The sequence below is a fragment of the Claveliimonas bilis genome (genome assembly GCF_030296775.1).
Lineage (GTDB): Bacteria > Bacillota > Clostridia > Lachnospirales > Lachnospiraceae > Claveliimonas > Claveliimonas bilis.
The window spans coordinates 2,443,714-2,466,341 of record NZ_AP027742.1; the positions used below are offsets into that span (position 1 = coordinate 2,443,714).

The 22,628-nt window shown below is 47.7% G+C and carries 23 protein-coding genes and 1 pseudogene; all 24 read right to left on the reverse strand.

Going from position 1 to position 22,628, the window contains the following annotated elements; translation table 11 throughout:
• Window positions 1-9: 9 nt before the first annotated feature.
• The gene (locus tag R2J37_RS11865) at window positions 10-1,524 is read right to left on the reverse strand and encodes a cobyric acid synthase (protein ID WP_316265179.1); all 1,515 of its coding nucleotides are present in this window, start codon (window positions 1,522-1,524) and stop codon (window positions 10-12) included.
• Window positions 1,506-2,582, reverse strand: a complete 1,077-nt coding sequence (gene cobD / locus R2J37_RS11870; RefSeq protein WP_316265181.1) for a threonine-phosphate decarboxylase CobD — start codon at window positions 2,580-2,582, stop codon at window positions 1,506-1,508. Before cobD ends, R2J37_RS11865 begins: the two co-directional genes overlap by 19 nt.
• Window positions 2,583-2,633: 51 nt before the next feature.
• Complete coding sequence (cbiB, locus tag R2J37_RS11875) at window positions 2,634-3,602, reverse strand: adenosylcobinamide-phosphate synthase CbiB (RefSeq protein WP_316265183.1); 969 nt, start codon at window positions 3,600-3,602, stop codon at window positions 2,634-2,636.
• A complete protein-coding gene (locus R2J37_RS11880) occupies window positions 3,559-4,164 on the reverse strand; it encodes a histidine phosphatase family protein (RefSeq protein WP_316265184.1) in 606 nt (201 codons plus the stop codon). Before R2J37_RS11880 ends, cbiB begins: the two co-directional genes overlap by 44 nt.
• Window positions 4,165-4,168: 4 nt before the next feature.
• Entirely contained in the window at window positions 4,169-4,927 is a 759-nt protein-coding gene (locus tag R2J37_RS11885; protein ID WP_316265186.1) for an adenosylcobinamide-GDP ribazoletransferase, read from the reverse strand.
• Complete coding sequence (locus tag R2J37_RS11890; RefSeq protein ID WP_316265188.1) at window positions 4,924-5,475, reverse strand: bifunctional adenosylcobinamide kinase/adenosylcobinamide-phosphate guanylyltransferase; 552 nt, start codon at window positions 5,473-5,475, stop codon at window positions 4,924-4,926. The genes R2J37_RS11885 and R2J37_RS11890 overlap by 4 nt, the downstream gene beginning before the upstream one ends.
• Window positions 5,476-5,496: 21 nt before the next feature.
• A complete protein-coding gene (cobT, locus tag R2J37_RS11895; RefSeq protein ID WP_316265189.1) occupies window positions 5,497-6,549 on the reverse strand; it encodes a nicotinate-nucleotide--dimethylbenzimidazole phosphoribosyltransferase in 1,053 nt (350 codons plus the stop codon).
• Complete coding sequence (locus R2J37_RS11900) at window positions 6,518-7,936, reverse strand: cobyrinic acid a,c-diamide synthase CobB (protein WP_316265191.1); 1,419 nt, start codon at window positions 7,934-7,936, stop codon at window positions 6,518-6,520. The genes cobT and R2J37_RS11900 overlap by 32 nt, the downstream gene beginning before the upstream one ends.
• Window positions 7,933-9,942 carry a precorrin-6A reductase gene (cobK, locus tag R2J37_RS11905; protein WP_316265193.1) on the reverse strand — a complete coding sequence of 670 codons (2,010 nt, stop codon included), beginning with the start codon at window positions 9,940-9,942 and terminating at the stop codon, window positions 7,933-7,935. The genes R2J37_RS11900 and cobK overlap by 4 nt, the downstream gene beginning before the upstream one ends.
• Window positions 9,935-10,618 (reverse strand): precorrin-3B C(17)-methyltransferase, encoded by a 684-nt coding sequence (gene cobJ, locus R2J37_RS11910; protein ID WP_416387401.1) that lies wholly within the window; start codon window positions 10,616-10,618, stop codon window positions 9,935-9,937. Before cobJ ends, cobK begins: the two co-directional genes overlap by 8 nt.
• A 4-nt stretch (window positions 10,619-10,622) precedes the next feature.
• A complete protein-coding gene (locus R2J37_RS11915) occupies window positions 10,623-11,717 on the reverse strand; it encodes a cobalt-precorrin 5A hydrolase (protein WP_316265197.1) in 1,095 nt (364 codons plus the stop codon).
• Entirely contained in the window at window positions 11,714-12,499 is a 786-nt protein-coding gene (cobM, locus tag R2J37_RS11920) for a precorrin-4 C(11)-methyltransferase (RefSeq protein WP_316265199.1), read from the reverse strand. The genes R2J37_RS11915 and cobM overlap by 4 nt, the downstream gene beginning before the upstream one ends.
• Window positions 12,500-13,192, reverse strand: a complete 693-nt coding sequence (gene cobI / locus R2J37_RS11925) for a precorrin-2 C(20)-methyltransferase (RefSeq protein ID WP_316265200.1) — start codon at window positions 13,190-13,192, stop codon at window positions 12,500-12,502. It abuts the gene before it with no gap.
• Between the two features lie 75 nt (window positions 13,193-13,267).
• Window positions 13,268-14,419, reverse strand: a complete 1,152-nt coding sequence (gene cbiD / locus R2J37_RS11930; protein WP_316265201.1) for a cobalt-precorrin-5B (C(1))-methyltransferase CbiD — start codon at window positions 14,417-14,419, stop codon at window positions 13,268-13,270.
• Window positions 14,416-15,930 (reverse strand): uroporphyrinogen-III C-methyltransferase, encoded by a 1,515-nt coding sequence (gene cobA / locus R2J37_RS11935; protein WP_316265202.1) that lies wholly within the window; start codon window positions 15,928-15,930, stop codon window positions 14,416-14,418. Before cobA ends, cbiD begins: the two co-directional genes overlap by 4 nt.
• Window positions 15,927-16,826: a hydroxymethylbilane synthase gene (hemC, locus tag R2J37_RS11940; RefSeq protein ID WP_316265204.1), complete on the reverse strand. Its 900-nt coding sequence runs from the start codon at window positions 16,824-16,826 to the stop codon at window positions 15,927-15,929. The genes cobA and hemC overlap by 4 nt, the downstream gene beginning before the upstream one ends.
• Window positions 16,827-16,870: 44 nt before the next feature.
• Window positions 16,871-17,332 (reverse strand): precorrin-2 dehydrogenase/sirohydrochlorin ferrochelatase family protein, encoded by a 462-nt coding sequence (locus tag R2J37_RS11945; RefSeq protein WP_316265206.1) that lies wholly within the window; start codon window positions 17,330-17,332, stop codon window positions 16,871-16,873.
• Window positions 17,333-17,375: 43 nt separating this feature from the next.
• Window positions 17,376-17,609 (reverse strand): hypothetical protein, encoded by a 234-nt coding sequence (locus R2J37_RS11950; RefSeq protein ID WP_230105472.1) that lies wholly within the window; start codon window positions 17,607-17,609, stop codon window positions 17,376-17,378.
• The gene (locus R2J37_RS11955) at window positions 17,590-17,751 is read right to left on the reverse strand and encodes a hypothetical protein (protein ID WP_316265208.1); all 162 of its coding nucleotides are present in this window, start codon (window positions 17,749-17,751) and stop codon (window positions 17,590-17,592) included. Before R2J37_RS11955 ends, R2J37_RS11950 begins: the two co-directional genes overlap by 20 nt.
• Before the next feature lie 63 nt (window positions 17,752-17,814).
• Window positions 17,815-19,230 carry an aminopeptidase gene (locus tag R2J37_RS11960; protein WP_316265210.1) on the reverse strand — a complete coding sequence of 472 codons (1,416 nt, stop codon included), beginning with the start codon at window positions 19,228-19,230 and terminating at the stop codon, window positions 17,815-17,817.
• Window positions 19,231-19,390: 160 nt separating this feature from the next.
• Entirely contained in the window at window positions 19,391-19,795 is a 405-nt protein-coding gene (locus tag R2J37_RS11965) for a hypothetical protein (RefSeq protein WP_316267069.1), read from the reverse strand.
• 6 nt (window positions 19,796-19,801) lie between these two features.
• Window positions 19,802-20,191, reverse strand: a pseudogene (locus R2J37_RS15225) (transposase); the annotation flags it as partial.
• A gap of 64 nt (window positions 20,192-20,255) precedes the next feature.
• Window positions 20,256-21,455, reverse strand: a complete 1,200-nt coding sequence (locus R2J37_RS11975; protein WP_230105468.1) for a glycine C-acetyltransferase — start codon at window positions 21,453-21,455, stop codon at window positions 20,256-20,258.
• Window positions 21,456-21,556: 101 nt separating this feature from the next.
• Entirely contained in the window at window positions 21,557-22,609 is a 1,053-nt protein-coding gene (gene tdh, locus R2J37_RS11980; protein ID WP_316267040.1) for an L-threonine 3-dehydrogenase, read from the reverse strand.
• Window positions 22,610-22,628: the final 19 nt, after the last annotated feature.

Below are 22,628 nucleotides of genomic sequence, written 5' to 3' on the forward strand. Positions count from 1 at the left end.
ATTTCCCTCCTAACATTTTACTTCCCTTAGCATCCGGTAAATCGCCTCCATATCCAGAGACTCACGAAGCCCTTTCGCCAAAGCCTGGTATTGCTTTTCCTTGTATTCCCGAAAATCTGTCCCCTTCAGGGCGGCGCCATCCAGGCCTTTTTTCTCTGCCAGCATTTGAAGAAGACCGTCGGCTGTCCCGCTGCTGTCAAAAATCCCATGAATATAAGTTCCTGCTGCCTGCCCCCGGCACACACCTAAGATTTCTTCTTTTTTTGCCAGAACCTGCGCTTCTCCTGTAAGCATTGTCCTGCCCATATGGATCTCATATCCCTCATATGCAGCGCCTGACAGTTTTTCATACATCCCGCTTAAAGCTTCCAGTTTCCCCTGTATGCGTGTTCTTGTTTTCTGCTTATGAAAAATGGTCTCCACCGGGAGGAGTCCCATTCCTCTCATGGTTCCTCCCCCTTCTGTTCCTTCCGGATCCGCAAGGCTTTCCCCCATCATCTGGTAGCCGCCGCATATGCCGAAGATCATGGTGCCTTTTTTCAAACATTTAAAAATAGAAGCTTCCATGCCGGAGGTCCGCATCCATTTCAGATCTCCCATTGTATTTTTACTTCCGGGAAGCAAAATGAGATCGGGATGTCCCAGATCCTGTGGTGCGGAAACATAACGAACCGCAACCCCCTCCACAGATTCCAGAGGCGCAAGATCCGTATAATTGGAAATCTTTGGAAATCGGATCACTGCAATTTCAATGGCTGCCTTCTGTGCGCCTTTTTGGCCCGCCTTGTTTCCTTCCCTTTCCAGACGTTCCGATATGCTGTCTTCCTCCTCAATATCTACGGAAAGCATAGGAACAGTTCCCACCACAGGAATCTTTGTCCGCTCCTCCAGCATGACAATTCCCGGATCAAGGATGGATTTATCTCCACGGAACTTATTGATAATGAGCCCCTTGATCCGCTCCCTCTCCTTCTTTTCAAGAAGGGCCACTGTCCCGTAAAGCTGTGCAAATACGCCGCCCCGGTCAATGTCTCCGGCAAGAAGTACTGGAACATCCAGCATTTCGGCAAGACCCATGTTGACAATATCATTTTCTTTCAGATTGATCTCTGCCGGACTCCCCGCCCCTTCTATGACAAGAATATCATACTCTTCTGCCAGATGGCGGCAGGCGTTTAAGATATCCGGGACAAACTTTTTTTTGCAGGCAAAATATTCACGGGCGCTCATATTTCCTATGACTTCCCCATTTACTATGACCTGAGATCCGGTGTCCGTAGTAGGTTTGAGCAAAATAGGATTCATATAGACAGAGGGCTCTGTCATAGCCGCCTCTGCCTGCACCACCTGGGCGCGTCCCATTTCCAGTCCATCCTCTGTAATATAGGAATTTAAAGCCATATTCTGGGATTTAAAGGGAGCGGTCCGAAAGCCGTCCTCCGTAAAAATCCGACAAAGTCCGGCTGCCAAAAGGCTCTTTCCTGCTCCGGACATGGTTCCCTGTATCATGATCGCTTTTGCCATTGTTCTCTCCTTTTTCCGATATCACCGCACGTTTTCAAAACTTCCAGAAGCTGCACATTGTCCTCATGCCGCCTGATCCCGATCCGGTAAGTTCCCTTTCTGATCCCCGGAAAACTGGCTGCATCCCGAATATAGATTCCCTGTTTCAAACAGGCTTCCTGCAGGTCTTCTTCCCCCTCAAACATACAGAAGATGGTATCTGAAGGCCATACGAAAAACCCCAGTTCCGTCAGCTTTTCTTCCATCCACTTTTCTTCTTTTAACAGAAATTCCCGGCTCTCTCTGACAAAGGCCTCCTCTTCCAGAGCGGCGCACCCTGCCATCTGTGCAGGAGCGGACACGTTCCAGGGAGGCAGTATATCTTCCAGTCTCTTTGCTGTTTCTTCATCGGCTGTCAGTGCATAGCCGAGCCGAAGTCCCGGCATGGCATAAATTTTTGTAAATGCCCGTAAAATAAGGATCTCCGGATATTGTTCCTGCAGATACTGAATGGATTTTCCCTCTCCCTGCACTGTCAGTTCCAGAAAACATTCATCCACTACAAGAAGCATCTGTTTCCTGTGGCACAGATCAGCCAGCTTTTCCAAAAATCCTCCATCTGCCAGCATTCCGGTAGGATTGTTGGGATTGCAGAGAAAAACGGCGCTAAGTCCTTCTTCTTTTTCAAGCCATTCCAGCGCTTTTTCTGTAAAGCGGTATCCCTCTTCCCGGCGGGCCAGATAATGCATCACCTGCCATCCATGGATGCGAAGGGCTTTTTCGTATTCCCCAAAGGTCGGCCCCAGCACGGCAGCCTTCCCCGGTTCAAAGGCAGCCGCTATGGCATAGATCAGTTCCGCCGCCCCATTTCCTGTCACGATCCGCCCGGGGGATATTTGAAGTTTTCTTCCCAGAGCTTTTCTAAGTTCTCTTTTTTCTATATCCGGATACCGGTAAGCAAGAGAGACCCCTTTATGGGCCGCCTTTTTCACCGATTCGGGCATGCCAAAAGGATTGATATTGACAGAGAAGTCCAATCTGATGTTTTTATCGAAAATATTTCCGCCGTGTTCTTCCATTTCTATCCTCTTTTTCTATCCTTTTTCTCTGAATCTCTGCTGCCGTTTTCTCTAAATCAGAAAGATCAAAGCTGCTTTTACCGCCACCATCACCAAAAACTGCAGGATGACTGCTCCGTACTCCAGACGGCAGGCTGCCCGAATATCCTCCCGCCTCACCGAGCGGATGGGATCCCCGATGGTGGGCTTTTTATAAAGTTCTCCAAAATACCAGGCGTCCCCGGCAAGCTGCACCTGAAGAGCCCCCGCCATCACCGCTTCCGTCTGCGCCGCATTAGGACTTTTATGATTATGGCGGTCACGCCGGTAGATTTTCCATGCACTTTTTCCGTCAAATCCCAGCACAAAGGCTGCTGCTGTCATAAAAAGCGCACTGATCCTTGCAGGAATGAAATTGGCAATGTCATCCAGACGGGCCGCGCAGGTTCCCAGCCACCGGTATTTCTCATTGCGGTAGCCGATCATGGAATCCATGGTATTGATGGCCTTATAAAAAACACCTCCTAAGGGTCCCGCCAGCATCATGTAAAATAAAGGAGCTGTCACACCGTCTGATGTATTTTCCGCCACGGTTTCCACTGCCGCTTTAATGACGCCCTCTTCGGAAAGGGACTTTGTATCCCGTCCCACGATCATGGAAACTGCTCTTCTTCCCGCTTCCAGCCCTTCTTTTTCCAGAGCGGTATACACTTTCATACTTTCTGTTTTCAGGGATTTTGCTGCCAGCATCTGCCAGCACAAAATGCAGGAAAGTCCAAAACCAAGAGCCGGATGGATCCTTTCTGCTATCCACAGAAGCAGCCCTGCAAACAGTACGGAGACAGACACCACAAAGATCACCAGAAGGAGACCTGCTATCTGTAAAGACCTCTTTTTATCGGGAAATACCTTTCGCAGCACCTTTTCCGTCCCGGTGATCAAAGAGCCGATCCCCTGCACCGGATGCCAGAGGCTGTGGGGATCTCCCAAAATAAAATCAAGTATAAATCCGATGCAAAGTGCCGCCAGTGACTGTGCCATCCAGATGTCCTTCCTTCCATTTTTCTTCGTCTATTTCCACAATATAGCCTTCTCCGTTTTCTACGTTCCAGGCATAGTAATCGCTGCCTTTCACCATCTGCGACATCACTGCCATGATCACCCCGCCGTGAACGGTACAGCCTATACTCTGATATCCTCTTTCCCCGGCAATTTCCACTGCTTTTTGAAGAGCCTTCACGCACCGGGCGTTAAAATCAGGAATCGCCTCCCCTTCCGGGAAAGGCAGCTCGCCGCCGCTTTCTACAAAAGTGTCATACAGGGGATCTTCCATAAGTTCCTCATGGGTTTTGCCCTCCAATATTCCGAAATCACATTCTCTAAACTCCTCTATGATCTCCGGATCTTCTTCCCCAAAGACCACCTTCGCTGTCTGTATGCACCTCTTCATCGGACTGGAAAATACATGCTCCACCTTAGGATATATTCGTTTTTCCAGTGTAAGGATTCCTTCTTTCGTCACAGGTTCATCGCTTCTTCCTCCGATGAAACGATGCTCCCGGTTGCCTTCTGTTTGTCCGTGACGGACCAATATGATTTTCATTGTACTATCCTGTCACCGCTGCCGCAAGAAGAAAGACCAACTCTAAAAGCTGGACAAAATATCCTGCCAGATCTCCGGTGATTCCTCCAAATTGTTTTTTACTTATGTAATAATACCAGATATAAACCGCTGCCGCCGTCAAAAGGCAGATCCATCCGCATCGTCCCCCGAACACAAGGAGCAAAGCCGACGCAGCAAAAAGCAGCAGACCAAGGATGACTGCTCCCTTTTTCTTCTGTGCCTTCCCTGCAAACATAGTCACATAGGAGCCTGTCTTTTTTGCCTTGGGAAAGAAAATAACAGAAAGTCCGCTTAAGGCCCGGCTTATCACAAAGCCCACACCGACACAGAAAAGCCCCTGCCCGGGTCGGATACAGTTCCATGCTCCGTAAGAGAGCAGAAGATAAATCCCAAGTCCCATCACGGCAAAAGCTCCCACACGGCTGTCCTTCAGGATTTCCAGCTTCTTTTGGGAATCTCCCCAGGAAGCCAGCGCATCTTTTGTGTCCATATAGCCATCCATGTGGATCCCCCCGGAAATCCAGAGAGGAAGCGCAGTCAGAACGGCCGCCGACAGCTGCCGGGGAATAGCAAAAAAATCCGCCGCCCAGGCAGCCCCATACAGGATACCCCCGATGACAGCTCCCACCAGCGGGAAAAAGCACATGACATATTCCATAGAAGATTTCTCCCAGTCTGCCTGTGGAACCGGAATCTTGGAATACATACTGAAAGCGATCAGAAAGCTGCTTACATATTTCATACTGTCCCGTCCCCTTTCAGCTCCAAAGGCAGCTCTCCTTTCAGCATAAGGGGAAGGCCGAATTTGACTTCAATGACCACATCCGCCTCTTTTGCCAGTTTCTGATTGACCCGCCCGGACTCCCGGACATATCGGCGCATTTCCGGGTCCATGGGAACCTCGGAAAAAGAATCCTGGGCGATCACGATCAGGTCCTCCACCTGGCCTTTGATATGCCGGATCCCTCTCATAATGTAATCCGCCACCGGCTCTTCCTTCTGTGCCTTTGGGGAATACATCTCATTTGCCAGAAGATTGGTCATGCATTCTAACAGTACCAGTTTCTGTCCGCTTACATCCAGCGTTTCCAGGGCAAGCCCCTGCTCAACAGTTGTAAAATGCTTTCCTTTCCGCATGGTTCTGTGATCTTCAATTCGTTTTTCCATTTCTTCATCAATATCCTGCAGAGTGGCAAGATAAATTTTTTCTTCCGGACAAAGTTTCACCGCAAGATCTTCCGCATACTCGGACTTGCCGCTTCCGCTTCCTCCAAATATCATGTAAAGCATTGCTTCCTCCTTTAAAGAGCGTTAAAGAGGCTGATAGGCCTCAATCTGAATCCCGTCAAAATCAGGCATATGACGATACACTTCCAGCGCCATATCCAAAAGGGGCATAAGAGCGACTGCGGCGGTCCCTTCTCCCAGCTTCATGCCGCAGTGCAGGAAGGGTTCCTTTCCAAGTTCTTTTAAAACCAGGCTCATTCCCCCTTCTCCGGATAAATGGGAAGGAAGAATATAATCGGAAACCTTTGGCTCGATCCGGCAGGCAACAAGAGCCGCCGCCGCGGAAATGAATCCGTCCATCACTACAGGGATCCGGTACATGGCTCCTCCAAGGAACACTCCGGCAAGGCCTCCGATATCCAGTCCTCCCACTTTGGCAAGCACATCCAGCGGATCTTGGGGATCCGGCCGGTTCCTTTGGATAGCTGTCCGTATCACCTGCTGCTTCCGAAGAAGCCCCTCGTCGGAAAGTCCTGCCCCTTTTCCTGTCACTTCCTTCGGATCCTTGCCAAGGAGCACTGAAACCACGGCGCTGCTTGTGGTAGTGTTGCCGATTCCCATTTCACCGGTCAGAAGGATCTGATACCCCAGTTCCCGGCAGCGCCAGGCTGCGCGGATTCCTGCATGGATGGCTTCCTGGGCTTCCTTCTTTGACATGGCAGGGCCTTTGGCCATATTCCGGGTTCCCCAGGCTACTTTATCTTCATAGACTTTTGTCTTTGTCTGTACGCCGATATCAATGGGGAAAACGTCCACACCGGCCCGCCTGCTCATCAGGCAGGCGGAAGTCTTTCCTTCTGCAAAATTGTCTGTCACCACTGCCGTTACGCTGCTGTCTGTCTGGGAGACCCCCTCTTCCACTACTCCGTTGTCAGCGCACATGACGATCAATGCTTTTTTGTCTATAGAAACTTTTTCATTTCCCATAATACCTGCAATCTGTATGATGGCATCTTCCAGCCTTCCAAGTCCGTACAAAGGTTTTGCAATCTGCATCCAGCGCCTTTGGCACCGCTCCATGGAAGTTTGATCTAATCCTGTCACTTTAAAGCTGTTGTTTTCTTCTGTTTTTTCCATATTCTTCTGCCTTTCTTACAAATCGTCCGGCAAAATCCGGCATCGAATAGAGATAGAGATGAGGAAATCCGGCATAAAATGCCTCTCCTGTCACGCCGCATTCCCAATTCCGGCCGGTAATGGGTTTGCAGGCCTGGAATGCGTCCCCATTTGCATCTGTATCCATATAGTGAAACTCATGTCCCCGGATAATCTCTTTTTCTTTTGCAAACGCTCCGTCTTTTTGGGCTGTCAGTGACACATAGCCAAATCTGGACAGTCTCCCTTTATAAAAGCTTTTCCCCGGCAGGAATCCTGCCATTTTGCAATGTCTTCCTTCGGGATCTTCCATCTCCTCCTGAAGATAGAGGAAGCCTCCGCACTCTGCCATACACGGCATTCCAGAGGAAAGCGCCTGCTTCACTGACTGGCGCATGGGAAGATTTGCCTCCAGATGAGCGCCGTAAAGCTCAGGATAGCCGCCTCCAAGGAGAAGGGCATCCGCCTCCCTGGGAATTTCCCTGTCATTTAAGGGGGAAAATTCCAAAAGCTGTGCCCCAAGCTTTTCAAGAAGCCTTAGGTTATCTTTATAATAGAAGGAAAAGGCCGCATCTTTTGCCACAGCGACCACAGGCGGCTTTTGGGAATCCTTTTGGAGCAACTTTTGAGAAATCTCCTTTACAGGGATATCTAATTCCCCTTCCTCCATATCCGGAGCCGTGGAAGCAATCTTTTCCAGAAGGGGAAGATCAAGAGAAATCCGGCACTGCTTTTCCAGTTTTTGCAGTTTCTCCTTCCACTTCTTGATCTCACCCGGCATAACAAGCCCCAAATGGCGGCTTTCCAGGTCCATATCTTCCATTTTAGGCAGATAGCCGCAGACCGGAATGTCAAGCTCTTCTTCTGTCAATTGTTTCATCCCTTCATAGCGGGACGGAGACAATTGATTAAAGATCACACCCCGGATCAGGCTGTCCCGCCGAAATTCCCGGAATCCTTTCAAAAGCGCCATAACGGAAACGCTTGTCTTTGCAGCATCAACTACCAGTATAACGGGCGCTTCCAGCGTCCTTGCCACATCGTAGGTACTGGCTGAAAGGGAAGTGCCTGCCAGGCCGTCATAATATCCCATCACGCCCTCGATCACAGAAAGATCCGCCTGTTTTGCCTCCTCCAGGAAAAGCTGTCTTACCAGTTCTTCTCCGGCAAAGAAAGTATCCAGATTTTTGGAAGCTGTTCCGATCACGGTTTCATGGAACATGGGATCAATATAATCCGGACCGCATTTAAAGGCTGCCGGCTTTTTTCCTGCTGCCAGAAGGGAAGTTAAAATTCCACAGACAGCAAGTGTCTTTCCGCTTCCGCTCCCCGGCGCCGCTATGACAAGTCTGGGTGCCTGCCGTTTCATTCTTTCTTCTCTCCTTCCCTGCCCTGCTCTTTTTTCTCTTTCCGTCTTTCAAACGTAACGATATAGATGGGGTTCTGTCCGGTCATCATCTGATATCTTCCTACTTTTTTTCCCTGGGATACCTGGATCTGCATTATATCCGCTCCAAGCTTTGGATGCCGCTTTATATATTCGGTGCATTCCGCAAGGGTATTCAGTGTGATAGCGGAAACTACGATTTTTGCCTCTGGATTTTTGCTCCATATTGCTTCCAGAATGGACGTCAGATTTCCGCTGCTTCCTCCCACAAAAGCAAGATCCGGCGCCGGCAGCTGCTCCAATGCTTCAGGAGCCTCTCCGTGAACGGCCTGAATATTGGATACATGAAAATGCCTCTTGTTCTTGTGTATAAGAGCAATTCCTTCAATCTTCTTCTCGATGGCAAAAACCATGCCGTCTATGGATTTCTTTGCAAGGGCAATGGACACGGATCCGGTTCCTGCGCCTACATCGTAAATAACTGCGTCCTTTTGGGGATTCATTTTTGCAAGGACTACGCTTCGGATCCCGCTTTTTGTCATAGGAATCTTTCCCCGGATAAAATCGCCATCCTCCGTCTCCTGCGGTGCCTCTTCCACAAGGATTTCCGGGATCTCCACATACATCACACTGAGCCCGTCCCAGATTTTTTCTTTTTCAGACAAGCGTTTGGCTGTACCTGATATGAGATTTTCCTTGGGGTAGGACAGTCTGCTTCCCACATAGACAGACGCAGATCCATAGCCATACCGGCAAAGTCTTCTTAACACGGTTTCAATCTCTTTCCCGCTGCTTACCAGAAGAAAGATTCGTCCGTATTCTCTTAAATAATCCACATAATTACAGTTCCGACCGTGAATGCTGAGCAAAGGAGTATGTTCCACTCCCTTTCCAATCCGGGCCGCCATACAGGAAATAGATGAAATTCCCGGAATGACTGACATCTCATATTCCTTCAATGTCTCTTTCAGCTTCGCCGCTCCGCTGTAAAAGCTGACATCGCCGGAAAGCAGAATGACAATCTGCCGGTATCTGGAATTGATCCTTAAAAATTCTTCTATCTTGTCTGCACGGTACTCTTCATATCTTTCTGCCGCGATTCCTTCTGCCGCCTGCAGCATACGCTTGGCTCCGATCAGCACATCCGCCGATTTCATTGCCCGCTGTGCTGCTTTTGTCAGCAAACTCTCATCCCCCGGCCCCACTCCTACAAGGGTAATATGACGCGGACGGCGGAAACCGTATTTTTCTGCAAGGATCTGAAACGCTTCATCCAGAGTGACTCCCTTTTCCAGGGGTCTTCCAATGACAACTGCCACTGCTCCCGCTTTTTTGGCGGCGCGAAGCTTTTCTTCATATCCGCCGCTTCGGCCTGATTCCTTTGTCACCATATATTTTGCCTGCACATGGCGAAGAAGCTGTTCGTTCATTTCCTGGGAAAAAGGTCCCTGCATCGCAATGAGATGTTTCCCTTCAAATCCGTTTTCCACTGCTTTTTGCACTGCTTCTTTTGTGGAAAGCACACGAAGAAAGCACCGGCTCTGATAATCGGGTATTTCCGTGTAAGGCGCAAGTTCCTTGCTTCCGGTGGTGATGAGGACATTTCCTTCCTTATCTTTCAGATAGTCCGCCGCCTCCCGAATATTCTTTACCCACACTGCATTTCCGTCCTTTACGGATCCTTCCCGCAGCACCCGCATATAAGAAATGCTCTCTTCCCGACACATTTTCTGTATATTTTTTGTCACTTCCATGGCAAAAGGATGGGTGGCGTCAATGACAAGCTCTGCCTGGCACCCGTAAGCCAGTTCCCGCATTCCCTCCACATCCAGTCTGCCGGCGAGAACGTGGATATTTTCCCCGTCCTCCACTTGCTCTTTTCCATACTCTGTCGCCGTAAGGACATATACTTTCGGTGCATGTCCCCGAAGAAATTCCGCTATTTTCCGCCCCTCTGTCGTTCCTGCAAAAATCATAATACTAGCCATTTTCATATCCCCTTGGTGTTATCATAGCTTCCTTTTTTCTGATGGTCTGTGAGTTTCCAATAAATACTGTTGTAAACATATCTGTCTGCGCTTCCATAAGCCGGGCAAGCGTGCATATCCTGTATGCCTCTCCTTCCCGCCCTATGTTGGACACATAGCCGCATACGGTATCGGAGCTCTGGTATTCTCCAATGATGCGGCACGCTCTTTTCAGATAGTCCTTCCTTTTGCGGCTGGAAGGATTATAGATACAGATTGCAAAGTCCGCCTCTGCCGCCGACCGCAGCCTTTTTTCAATCTTTTCCCACGGCGTGAGAAGATCGCTTAGGCTTATGACGGCAAAATCGTGGATAAGGGGCGCGCCCAGTACAGCCGCCCCTGAAGAAGCCGCCGTCACTCCCGGAACCACTTCCACCTGGACGTCCGGATACTCTTCTTTCATGGAAAGGATCAGTCCTGCCATACCGTAGATCCCTGCATCTCCGCTGCAGATCATGGCTGTGGTCTGCCCCTGCTGTGCCTTTTCAAGCGCCATGCGGCATCTCTGGATTTCTTTTGTCATAGGGGTTGTCAGAAATTCCTTTCCGGGAAAATGCTCCTTTACCAGATCTACATAGACCGTATAACCTGCGATCACCTGGCTTGCTTCCAGCGCCTTTGCCGCCCGTATCGTCATATCTTCATAGTTTCCCGGCCCGATGCCCACTACATATAATTTCGTCAAATGCTACACTCCAATCTTTGGCCGCCACCGCAAGGGTCATGCCGTTTTCTGCTGTTTTTTCAAGAAGCAGCCTTCCGTTTTTGCTGCCCTGTATCGCTGCCCGCTCGCAGACATTTCCAATTCCTGTCACCTGGCGGACAAATCCGGATTCCCTGCTTACGTTTTCTATCTGCTTAAGCACTTCCTCCGGCCAGGTCTCAAATGGAATGTTCCACTGATCAGCCAGCTCAAGGAATCCCTCTTCTTCTGCTTTTCTGTCAATACTTCCGATCTTTTCCACCTGTTCTTTTCTAAGGCCGAGAGATTTAAGGCTCCTGCAGAAGAAATCTTCCAGCTCTTTTGCCGGCTTTCCTTTTTTACACCCGGCTCCCAAAGTGAGATTAGCCGGGTAAAGATAAAGGATCTTCGCTCCGGACGACCCGCTTGTTTCCAGGTCCTTTCGCCCTTCGCCGTCCGGGCTTTGTACAACGGCAATTCCCAGGGGAAATTCTTTCAGCATCTCTTCCCTGGGACAGGACTCCAGTTCTTCCGGAAGTTCCCCTTCCACCGGGCACTCTGCATAAAATCCGATTTTCTCCCCTCTTAGTATAGCAGCAGAAATTTTTTTTGCCAGCATCCGGTTGGAAAAAAGGAGAGACTGTTTCTTTGCAAACATATCTACCGCAAATTTCCCCTGTACATCTGTCGCCGTTGTCAGCACCGGCAGGGAGCCCATCTCCTCCGCCAGAAGAAGGGCAAGTTCATTTGCCCCACCCACATGGCCGGACAGGATCGGAATGGCAAAGGTTCCTTTCTCATCCATGACAACCACTGCCGGATCCTTCATTTTATCCTGAAGACAGGGGGCAATGAGACGGACCGCAATCCCGGCTGCTCCAATGAAAAGGATCTCTCCGGCTTTGTCCCAATAATGAGATACCCAATCCTTTCCGGAAGGTCTCTCAAGACAAACGGTGTCTCTTCCCCGGCGGGTAAGGATCTCTTCTATTGCCTGCATTTTTTCTTTCCCTCTGTCTGTATAGCAGACAATAAGTGTTAAGGACTTTTTCAATGTTCTTTCCTCATTTCTTTCTGCCCGTCTTTGCTCTTCCGATATTCGGTGTCGAAGGATGGATCATATAGTTTGGATCTTTCATAATTCTTTTTTTCCAATATACGTCCCACAATAATAAGGGCAGTCTTTTTGATCCCCTCTCTTGCCGCTGCCTCTTCCAAAGAATCCACGGTGCAGATCACTTTCTTTTCCTCTTCCCAGGTAGCTTTGTATACAATGACTGCCGGTGTGTCCGGAGGATACCCTCCTGCCTGCAGCTCTAAAGACAGCTGCCCCAAAAGCCCGGCGCTTAAAAACAATACCATGGTCGTCTGATGCTGTGCAAAAGAACGGATACTTTCCCTCTCCGGCACAGGGGTACGTCCCGCCATCCTTGTGATAACAACACTCTGGGCTATGGACGGCAGTGTGTATTCCAGCTGAAGGGCAGCTGCGGCTCCACAAAATGAACTGACTCCGGGACATACTTCATAAGAAATGCCAAGCGCATCCAGCGCATCCATCTGTTCCTGAATGGCTCCGTACAGGCAGGGATCCCCGGTATGCAGCCGCACCGTCGTCTTCCCTTCTTCTTCCGCTTTTTTCATAACATCCAGTACTTCTTCCAGTGTCATATAAGCACTGTTGAAAACCTGGCACTCTTTTTTTCTGTCTGCCATCACCTGGGGATTTACCAAAGACCCGGCATAAATAATGACATCCGCCTCATCTACTTTCCGTTTCCCCTTTACTGTAATAAGATCCGGATCCCCAGGGCCTGCGCCCACAAAATAAACCATCTATTGTCCTCCTGCATCTTTTACTACCATAATAGAATAATAACTTAAATCATCTGGAATTTCATCCAAAGAACGGTAAATTTTCTCTCCGTCCATTTTGCATCGCTCCACAGCCTGCCCTTTCTGCCCATTCTCCTTCAGGTAGTCTCTTACCCTGGCCGCTTCTTTTCCCGCTTTCATTAATACCTTGGTACCTGAAAGAGCGATTCCTTCTGCAATCGGATAGGAGGCGGGAATGAGATGAAGCATCTGATCCTTTTCCACAAGCCCCTCATCCAAAGCTGCCGATACTGCCAGAAAAGAAGGAATCCCATTGATCAGTTTTGCCGGATATCCTGCTGCCTCTACCTTTTTATGGACATAGAGATAAGTGGAATAAATACAGGGATCTCCCAGCGTGAGATAAGCCGCTGTCTTTCCCTGTTCCAAAACTGCAAGGATCCTCTTTGCCGCATCTTCATGGGCCTTCTCCCTTGCTTCCTCATCTTTTGTCATCGGCATATAAAGCCCTTCCGTCTCCTTTGAGGCAAGTTCCGGTACCGCTCCTGCCGCGATCTGATAGGCAGTTGTCTCTTCCGGCACTTTTCCGGGTGCAAAGATCACATCGCTCTCCCTTATGATACGGACAGCTTGAAGGGTCAAAAGTTCCGGATCCCCAGGGCCGACGCCTACTCCATACAACGTTCCTTTCATATGATTCCCTTTCTTTTTATATATTTTTTTATTTCTATAGAGCTTTTATTATTTATCCTATTGATATATGCAATATCAATTCCGCTGCTGGCAATGGAACTTATATTCCTCGATCAGCTCCAAAGCGTCCTCCGTCATTCCAAGCATCCCGAAGGTATTGGAAAATACGATTGCTCCGGTCTTTATCTCTCCGCCGGACCTCATGTTAAGATACGTATGGATCTTCTGCATCAAAACCTCTATTATCTTCTCCCTTTTTTCTCCATCCAGCATCTGCAGTGCATCCTCTGTTGTGTTGCAGCCAAGAAGCGACAGGGCAGCCGCTTCTCCCAGACCTGCCCGAAGAGCTGCAGCACTTAAAATTTCCATCCGGCAGTCTGCATATCTGGAATGCGTATTCATAATGCCTCCGGCAACCTTTACAAATTTACCGATATGAGAAATAAAAAGCAGCCCCTTTGCGCCATGTTTTACTGCAAGATCTATGGTATCTCCCACATAATTGCTGCACTTGACAGCCTCCTCTTTCTGGATCTGCCATTTCTCTTCCAGGAAATCCAGCCCATAATTGCCGGGCGCTGCCAAAATAATCTCTCTTTTTGCGGCAAGCTTTACTTTTATCTCTACCTCAATGGTGTCAATAAGGGCCTGCTCACTCATAGGTTCCACAATGCCGCTTGTTCCAAGCACAGACAGCCCTCCTTCTATCCCAATACGGGGGTTAAAGGTCTTTTCTGCCAGCTCCTGGCCTCCCGGTATCTCAATGATTACCTTCAGGCCTCCGGTATAACCTGAGATGTCCCGCACTTCCCGGACTTCTTTTTCTATCATTTTTCTTGGGACCGTGTTGATGGCCGCACTGCCTACCGGCTGATCCAGACCGGGCTTTGTCACTCTTCCCACTCCTTCTCCGCCGTCTATGATGATATGATCTCCTTCTTCCATAGAGACTGTACTGTAAATCACAACTCCGTTCGTAATATCCGGGTCGTCTCCGCTGTACTTTCTGATACCGCACCTGACAGAGTTCACATTTCCCCGGTCATCATATCTTACCGGCCCGCATTCTTCCACAGGAAGTTCCAGGCTCCATCCGGCAGGAATCCATACTTTGATCTGTTCCCTCTTTCTGCCTGTAAGCAAATATTCTGCCGCTGCCCTTGAAGCTGCCTGTGCGCAGGTTCCTGTAGTCCAGCCTTTTTTTAACTCCTTTTTCTGCCTGCTCATTGCTTCTCCATTTCTTCTGCCAGTAAAACAAGGGACTCTACGTCCGCCCTCCTAGCTGTATAGGTAACCATCCCGGCTTTCCTTGCTTCTTCTTCTGTCTTTTCTCCGATACAAAGCGCCGTCACCCTGCCAAAATCCAGCTCCGGCGCGGCATGGACAAATCCGCGGACAGTAGAAGCACTGGTAAAAACAGCATAATCACTGATCCCTTCTCCAAACTCTTTTTCCAGATCAACAAAGGGCCGGGACTCATAACAGGTATCATACAGCGGTATGTCCGCCGTCTGTATGCCTGCTCTCTCCAGGATTTCCGTAAGTTCCCGGCTTCCCATCCTGGCTCTGGGAAGAAGAATTTTTTCCTTCTTTCCCACTTGCAGCGCCAATTCCTCCGCCAGATGTCTGCTGTCGTATACTTCGGGCATCAAATCCGGGGAAAATCCCCACTCCCGCATTTTCTCCGCTGTTCCCTGCCCTATCACTGCAAATTTAAGATGAGACAGCTTTCGGTTGTCTATCGAATGCTTTTTCAGATAGTCTCTGAAAATCTGTACCCCTGTAGGGCTGGTAAATACCAGCCAGCTATAATCTACAATCTTCTCCAGCGCTTCATCCAAAGCAGGATTTTCTTCTATGGGGACAATGCGGATTGTAGGAGCTTCCAAGACTTCCGCCCCCTTTTCCCTAAGGAGGGCTGACAGCTTGTCCTTTTGCTCTCTTGGCCTTGTCACCACAAATTTCTTTCCTGCCAGCGGGCGTTTGTCATACCACTCCATTTGGTCTTCTCCGGCAGCCTGCCCTACAAGAATGATGGCTGGGGACTGTACCTTCTCTTCCAATGCTTTCCGGGCAATGTCTGCAATGGTTCCTTTGATTTTCCGCTGCCTTGCCGTTGTCCCTCTCTCCAGGACAGCAGCCGGTGTCTCTGGAGGCATACTGCTCTTTAACAAACCTTCTGCCACATCCTTTACCGTGTGCACCCCCATCAGGAATACCAGAGTTCCGCCTCCTTTTACCAGGGCGTCGTAAGAAATATCCGGAAAACTTCCGTCCTTTTTGTGGGCAGTGACAACGTGAAAGGATGACGCCATATCCCGGTGGGTCACAGGGATACCAAGATAGGCCGGCACAGAAACAGCAGAAGTGATTCCGGGGACAATCTCAAATGCGATCCCCTGAGCGTTTAAATATTCCGCCTCCTCTGCACCTCTCCCGAATACAAGGGGATCCCCTCCTTTAAGGCGCACGATCCTCCCTCCTTTTTCTGCCTCTGCAGCAAGAATTTTATTGATCTCTTCCTGGGGGATCGGATGAAATCCCGACCGTTTTCCCACATCTATATATTCCGCTTCATTATTTCCATATGAAAGGACACTGCTTCCCACAAGCCGGTCATAGACAATAACATCCGCCTCTTCCAGCAGGCGTTTTCCTTTTACAGTGATCAGCTCGGCGTCAGAGGGGCCGGCCCCTACCAGATAGACAACTCCTTTTCCTTGTCTTCTCTGCTTCATTTTTCTGTCTCCTCATTTTTTAACTTTTCCGCAAGATCCATCCCTATCCGGACAGCGTTTTGAACATCAGCCATTTCTTCCTTCGGCAGCGACTGCTGGCCCACTTTGAAAAATCCTGTTCCTTCATTATAATAAAGACCCCTCAAAGTACAGATGCCGTTCCTGATCTCTCCATAAGCCGCCACGGGCGAAGAACAGCCTCCATTCAACCGCCGCACAAAGGACCGCTCCGCCACAGAAATCCACCGGGATTCCTTGTGATCGATTCCATCTGTAATGGATTTCAGGGACTTTTTCCCCTGCACGGCCAAAACTCCCTGTCCTGCAGAAGGAAGGATCTCCGTCACCTCAAAGTAACGGCTGATCCGGTTTTCCAGGCCTAATCTTTTCAGCCCGGCTGCCGCCAGCACCAAAGCGCCAAACTCCCCTTTATCCAACTTTTCCAACCGGGTCAATACGTTCCCTCGTATACTGGTTATTTCCAGTTCCGGATACATAGCATGCAATTGAATTTTCCTTCGCAAACTGGAACATCCAACCGGTTTTTTAACATCCCATTTTTCCACTCCCTTTGGGAGCACTAACACATCTCTTGGATCTTCACGCTCAGAAAATGCCAGAATGGGATACTCTTTTGTCTCCTCCATCGGCATATCTTTCAGACTATGTACTGCAAGATCGATCTTCCCTTCCTGAAGAGCTGCCTCCAGCTCTTTCATAAAAAGACCTTTCCCTCCGATTTTATCCAGCGTCTTATTAAGAATGCGATCCCCTGTTGTCTTCATCGTAACCAGTTCACATTCCAGCGCCGGATTGACTGTCTGTAATTCTTCTATTATAAGTTCTGCCTGCCGGATTGCCAGCCGGCTCATTCTGCTTCCTACCTTAAGTTTCATTCTCACACTCCCAGCTGTCTTCTGATACTGTGCGTCCCAGGACGCTATAATTCTCTGCGAACTTTCGCTGCAAGGTCAGCCACTGCCCGATGATCCGATCCGTCTCCTGCAATTCCAACCACAATGTTGTCCTTTGCTGCAATGGCCGGAAAATAAAAATCACAGTCCTCCCGGCACGACGCCGAATTTACCAAAATTCCTTTCTCCCTGCCAAGAGCTACGATGTTACGATTAAGGTCATTGTCATCCGAAGCAGCGATTATCATAAAATAGTCTGTAAGAATATCAGCAGGACGAAATTCCCGCTCCATCAGGTTTATTTTCCCCTCTCTGTGCAGACATTCGATTCTTTCTTTCTGATCACCCGGGACGCTTTTGGCAATGACTGTGATATCGGCTCCAAAATCCTGAAGGACTGATATTCTGCGAAGAGCCACTTTCCCTGCCCCGATAACCAGTACCTTTTTCTTCTCTACAGATATAAATAGCGGAAAATGTTTTTTCATTTTTCCTCCTTCATAAAGAAATCTTAAAGGGAATTTCCCAGATTTACTCTTCCATTTCCACAATAAGATAAAAGCCTTTTTCTGTCTCCTCGATTTTTCGGATGACGCCCTTTCGCGCTTTGATTCTTTCATTTGTCCGATAAATTCCGGACATGGCTACAGACGGTTCAACCAGATAGGTATACCGCCCTGTACTGGGACTTCTCTCGCTGATGACGACCTCCTGACCTTCTTCTACAAGGCCCTGCCTCTCCATTTTAAATCTTTCCTGCCTCACCTTTATCTGTCCTTTCTAATTTTCCTGTCCGTTCTGGTTTGTCTGTCTGCTCTACATTTTCTTCATACTCCGCTTTCCTCATCCTTTCAGGTGCAGACATTTTGAAAAGGCTAAATGAGAATACAGCCGTTCTGCCTCTCATCCAGCCTCCCTCTCTTCAATATTAACCTGGGACATCATGCCTGCTTGCCAACAGGCGGCGCTTTTACATTTCTTCTATAAATGCCATGTATCCTTTGTATGCCTCATACACATCCGCCTTGCTTGTAATCTCCCATGGTGCATGCATACAGAGAACCGCCACTCCGCTGTCGATCACTTCCATACCGTAATTTGCCATGATATAAGCAATTGTTCCACCGCCGCCGGCGTCAACCTTTCCAAGCTCCGCAAACTGGTATGCTACATTTCTTTTATCCATAGCCTGCCGGATCTGTGCCAGATATTCTGCGTTTGCATCATTTGACCCGCTCTTTCCGCGGCTTCCGGTAAACTTGTTGAACACCAGACCCTTAGCAAAAAATGCAGAACTTCTCTTTTCAAACACTTCCGCAAACATAGGATCATAGGCTGCACTGACATCCGATGAGAGCATTTTTGAATTTTGCAGGGCACGGCGTACTTTCAACTCCGACTCGCCTTCCGTAAGAGCCACAATCTCTGCCACCGTATTTTCAAAGAACCGGGAATGCATTCCAGTTGCGCCTACACTTCCAATTTCCTCTTTGTCCACAAGAATACAGCATGCCGTTTTTTCAAGGTTCTCCACATCCAACATTGCAAAAAGTGAAGTAAAGGCACAAACTCTGTCATCCTGTCCATAGGCCATGATCATGCTGCGATCCAGGCCGCAGTCTCTTGCTCTGCCAGCCGGAACGATCTCAAGCTCTGCGGAGAAAAAGTCCTCTTCTTCTATATTATAGCTTTCTTTGAGAAGCTTCATGATCTGGCTTTTTACTGCATCCTTTGCAGCTGCTTTTTCTTCCTTATCTGCATCTTCTGTCTCATCTGCCTTCTCCGGACGGCTTCCGATCAAAAGATCCAGCTTTTCTCCTTCGATCACGATGTTAGCTTTCTTTTCCAACTGTTTTCCCGCCAGATGGACCAGAAGATCTGTGATGGCAAACACCGGATCATCGTCCTTTTCCCCGATGCGGATAGGAATCGTCGTTCCATCCTTTTTTACCACAACCCCGTGGAGAGCCAGCGGAAGAGTTACCCACTGGTATTTTTTAATACCGCCGTAATAATGAGTATCCAGGTAGGCAAGTTCTTCATTTTCATATAATGGATTCTGCTTCACATCGATTCGCGGAGAGTCAATGTGTGCACCCAGAATATTCATACCCTCCTGAAGGGGCTTTCTTCCTATATGAAATAAAAGAATGCTCTTATCCATGCATACCGCATACACTTTGTCCCCGGCTTTCAACGGTTCCCCACTGCGGATCACATCCTTCAGATCTTTAAATCCCTTTTCCTGTGCCATACGGTGCGCTACTGCCACACATTCCCGCTCGGTCTTTCCCTCGTCGAGACAAGCTTTATACGAAGAATTGATTCTTTCAAGCCCCTCCATATCCTGAGCGGAATAGGTGAGCCATGCGTTATTTCTTTCCATAGATGTCACTCCTTCACTCTAAAATCAATACGTATATCATAACACATACCGGTTTTTTTGTACATGTAAGTTAATTGTACACGTAACATTTTTAAAAAGTGTTACGTCCCCATTTAATGTAAGTGGTGTGTATTTTTGCAAAATACCCTGCGTTTTTTTGTCATTTGCTCTTCATCTTTTTTCTTATTTTTGAATATATCTCCTGGGATTTACGACACGATACATCTAGTGTCTGCTGAATTTTTTTAAGATATTCTTCTCGAACCGCTTTTTCTTCAAAGACTTGAATACAGAAATCAAATTTGTTCTTTTCACACAATTCATGTGCCATCATTTCAGCTATGTCAATTCTCTGCTGTTCTATTTCTTCCTTAACATCCTCAAACACTTCATATTTTCTTCCTTGATGGAAAGCTTCAAAGATATGAAATTCTCCGAACCGGTTTCTTATAAACCTTACCGCCTCTTCATGTATCAGCATTTTCTCCTCTGCAAAATATTCTTTTATACTGCTGTATTTATAATCTGCGGCCTTTTTTGCCATACCTGCTTTTACCGGATTCATATGAATATATCTGAGACAATTCCAGAAATAATTCTCGTCCTCAATACACTCACTGGTAAATCTGTTTTGAAACACATGTCCGTTTCTGTCATGTTTGTAATTGTAATAATTTGCGTATTCAGCCAAGACCCTGGCCATAAAAAATGACAATTCCTGAATTTCCGCCCATATCATAATATGAGCATGATTAGACATAATACAATATGCATAGATCTTTACATCATAATTTTTCAGATGCTTTCTAATAATTGATCTAAAATACTTCTTTTCCCGCGTTTGACTAAAATTTCTTTCCCGTGCAATCCCTTTTACAACAACGTGATAGAAACCGGTACTACTCTCTTTTCTTCTTCGCAAAATATCCCTTCCTTCATTTTTGCACAGGGTATTTTGCAAAAATGCACACCACTTTTTCTAATTTGGGACGTAACACTTTTGAAAAGTGTTACGTCCCAAATTATTATTTCAATCCCATTTCCTCTCTTACTTCTTTGAAGCATTTTACGATGAAATCGATATCTTCTTTTGTGTGGCTTGCGCATACCTGGGTACGGATTCTTGCTTTTCCCTTCGGTACTACCGGATAGGAGAATGCCACAACATAAACTCCCTTGTCCATCATGCGTTTTGCGAATTCTGCCGCTGTTTTCTCATCATACAGCATTACCGGTACGCAAGGATGAGTTCCCGGAATAATATCAAATCCGTTCTCTACAAGAAGATTTCTGTAATATGCTGTTACTTCTTCCAGATGATCTCTAAGCTCTGTGCTCTCATCAAGCATATCAAACAGCTCAATACTTGCTCCAGCAATCGCCGGTGCCAGTGAGTTGGAGAACAGATACGGGCGGCTTCTCTGACGAAGCAGATCAATAATCTCTTTGCGTCCGGATGTGTATCCGCCGGATGCTCCTCCAAGTGCTTTTCCAAGTGTTCCTGTGATGATGTCTACACGTCCCTGTACACCACAGTATTCCGGAGTTCCGCGTCCTGTCTTTCCGACAAATCCTACTGCATGGCTGTCATCAACCATAACAAGTGCATTGTATTTATCTGCCAGATCACATACTCCCTGCAGGTTACAGATAATACCGTCCATGGAAAATACTCCGTCTGTTGCGATCAGCTTAATTCTTGCGCCAGCTTCGTCTGCTTCCTTAAGTTTTGCTTCCAGATCTTCCATATCATTGTTTTTATAACGGAATCTTTTTGCCTTACACAGGCGAACACCGTCGATAATGGATGCATGGTTCAATTCGTCGCTGATAACTGCGTCATCTGCTGTAAGGATTGTCTCAAAAAGTCCTCCGTTTGCATCAAAACAGGAAGAATAAAGAATCGTATCATCTGTTCCCAGGAAATCTGAAATTTTCTTCTCCAGTTTTTTGTGAATATCCTGGGTTCCGCAGATAAAACGAACAGAGGCAACCCCGTATCCTTTTTCATCGTATGTTCTCTTTGCAGCCTCGATCAGTCTCGGATTATCTCCCAGTCCAAGATAGTTGTTGGCACACATACACAAAAGTTCTCTTCCGTCTTCCATTTTTACTTTTGCGCCCTGCGGAGAAACAAAGGGAGCCTCACCTTTAAAGAGCCCTGCCTCTTTGATTCCTTCCACTTCTTTTGCATAAATACTTAAAATATCGTCTTTACGTGCCATTTTGTTTTTTCCGCTCCTTTTCTTTTTCTGTTTTCATCACATATTTTGTATAGTGCTTTACTCCGCACTATATTCTGTCAGACGATCTGACTGTTTTCCCTCTAGTCATTAATGTGTGACCAATCCAGGATAACCTTTCCTGACTCTCCGGAAATCATTGCCTCAAATCCTTTTGCAAAGTCCTTGATGTCAAAGTGATGTGTGATAATGCCGGAAATATCCAGTCCTGCCTGCAGCATAGTGGACATCTTGTACCATGTATCCCACACTTTTCTTCCATAAATACCGCGCAGATTCAGTCCGTTGAAGATTACTGTCTCCAGATCCACCTTGGCGTCTGTTCTCTGCAGTCCGAGAAGCGCGATCTTTCCTCCGTGCTTCATATTGTGGATCATATCGTGAAGTGCAGCCTGTGATCCGGACATTTCAAGACCGACGTCAAATCCCTCTGTCATACCGATCTCTTTCATCACATCCGGAAGTTTCTCTTTTCCAAGATTTACTACTCTTGTAGCGCCCAGCTTCTTAGCCAGATCAAGACGATACTCATTAAAGTCTGTCACTACAACATGTCTTGCGCCTGAGAATTTCACGATAGCTGCTGCCATAATACCGATGGGGCCTGCTCCTGCCACCAGGACATCCTCTCCCAATACATCGTAGGAAAGAGCTGTATGGGTTGCGTTTCCAAAAGGATCAAAAATCGCATACATTTCTTCCGGGATATTAGGATTACATGGCCATACATTAGAGGACGGGATTACCAGATACTCTGCAAAAGCACCGTTCCTGTTTACACCCACACCTTTGGCATCTTTACAGTTCTCTTTATGGCCTTCCAGACAGTTACGGCATTTTCCACAGGTAATGTGTCCTTCTCCGGATACAAGATCTCCTATTTTAAAGCCCTGTACACCTGCTCCTACTTCCACGATCTCTCCTACGTATTCATGACCTGCTGTAAGTCCAATAGGAATCGTGTGCTGTGCCCAGTCATTCCACTGCCAGATATGTACGTCTGTTCCACAGATTGCTGTTTTGTGAATCTTAATCTTAACATCATTCGGTCCTACCTCGGGAATCGGAACACGCTTCATCCACAGCCCTTCTTCCGGCTTCTCTTTTACGAGAGCCCACATCATTCCATCATTCATTTTTTCTCCCATGATATAC

Excerpts from the sequence above, each read along its gene's own strand:
- R2J37_RS11865 (WP_316265179.1), bottom strand. The coding sequence starts at position 1,524 with ATGGCAAAAGCGATCATGATACAGGGAACCATGTCCGGAGCAGGAAAG.
- cobM (WP_316265199.1), bottom strand. The coding sequence starts at position 12,499 with ATGGTTTATTTTGTGGGCGCAGGCCCTGGGGATCCGGATCTTATTACA.
- cobT (WP_316265189.1), bottom strand. The coding sequence starts at position 6,549 with ATGGAAAAAACAGAAGAAAACAACAGCTTTAAAGTGACAGGATTAGAT.
- tdh (WP_316267040.1), bottom strand. The coding sequence starts at position 22,609 with ATGAATGATGGAATGATGTGGGCTCTCGTAAAAGAGAAGCCGGAAGAA.
- cbiD (WP_316265201.1), bottom strand. The coding sequence starts at position 14,419 with ATGAGCAGGCAGAAAAAGGAGTTAAAAAAAGGCTGGACTACAGGAACC.
- cbiB (WP_316265183.1), bottom strand. The coding sequence starts at position 3,602 with ATGGCACAGTCACTGGCGGCACTTTGCATCGGATTTATACTTGATTTT.
- R2J37_RS11965 (WP_316267069.1), bottom strand. The coding sequence starts at position 19,795 with ATGAATCCGGTAAAAGCAGGTATGGCAAAAAAGGCCGCAGATTATAAA.
- R2J37_RS11885 (WP_316265186.1), bottom strand. The coding sequence starts at position 4,927 with ATGAAATATGTAAGCAGCTTTCTGATCGCTTTCAGTATGTATTCCAAG.
- cobA (WP_316265202.1), bottom strand. The coding sequence starts at position 15,930 with ATGAAGCAGAGAAGACAAGGAAAAGGAGTTGTCTATCTGGTAGGGGCC.
- R2J37_RS11890 (WP_316265188.1), bottom strand. The coding sequence starts at position 5,475 with ATGCTTTACATGATATTTGGAGGAAGCGGAAGCGGCAAGTCCGAGTAT.
- cobI (WP_316265200.1), bottom strand. The coding sequence starts at position 13,192 with ATGAAAGGAACGTTGTATGGAGTAGGCGTCGGCCCTGGGGATCCGGAA.
- hemC (WP_316265204.1), bottom strand. The coding sequence starts at position 16,826 with ATGAAACTTAAGGTAGGAAGCAGAATGAGCCGGCTGGCAATCCGGCAG.
- R2J37_RS11900 (WP_316265191.1), bottom strand. The coding sequence starts at position 7,936 with ATGAAACGGCAGGCACCCAGACTTGTCATAGCGGCGCCGGGGAGCGGA.
- R2J37_RS11960 (WP_316265210.1), bottom strand. The coding sequence starts at position 19,230 with ATGGAAAGAAATAACGCATGGCTCACCTATTCCGCTCAGGATATGGAG.
- cobK (WP_316265193.1), bottom strand. The coding sequence starts at position 9,942 with ATGGCTAGTATTATGATTTTTGCAGGAACGACAGAGGGGCGGAAAATA.
- R2J37_RS11955 (WP_316265208.1), bottom strand. The coding sequence starts at position 17,751 with ATGAGAGGCAGAACGGCTGTATTCTCATTTAGCCTTTTCAAAATGTCT.
- cobD (WP_316265181.1), bottom strand. The coding sequence starts at position 2,582 with ATGGAAGAACACGGCGGAAATATTTTCGATAAAAACATCAGATTGGAC.
- R2J37_RS11945 (WP_316265206.1), bottom strand. The coding sequence starts at position 17,332 with ATGAAAAAACATTTTCCGCTATTTATATCTGTAGAGAAGAAAAAGGTA.
- R2J37_RS11880 (WP_316265184.1), bottom strand. The coding sequence starts at position 4,164 with ATGAAAATCATATTGGTCCGTCACGGACAAACAGAAGGCAACCGGGAG.
- cobJ (WP_416387401.1), bottom strand. The coding sequence starts at position 10,618 with ATGACGATACGGGCGGCAAAGGCGCTGGAAGCAAGCCAGGTGATCGCA.
- R2J37_RS11975 (WP_230105468.1), bottom strand. The coding sequence starts at position 21,455 with ATGGCACGTAAAGACGATATTTTAAGTATTTATGCAAAAGAAGTGGAA.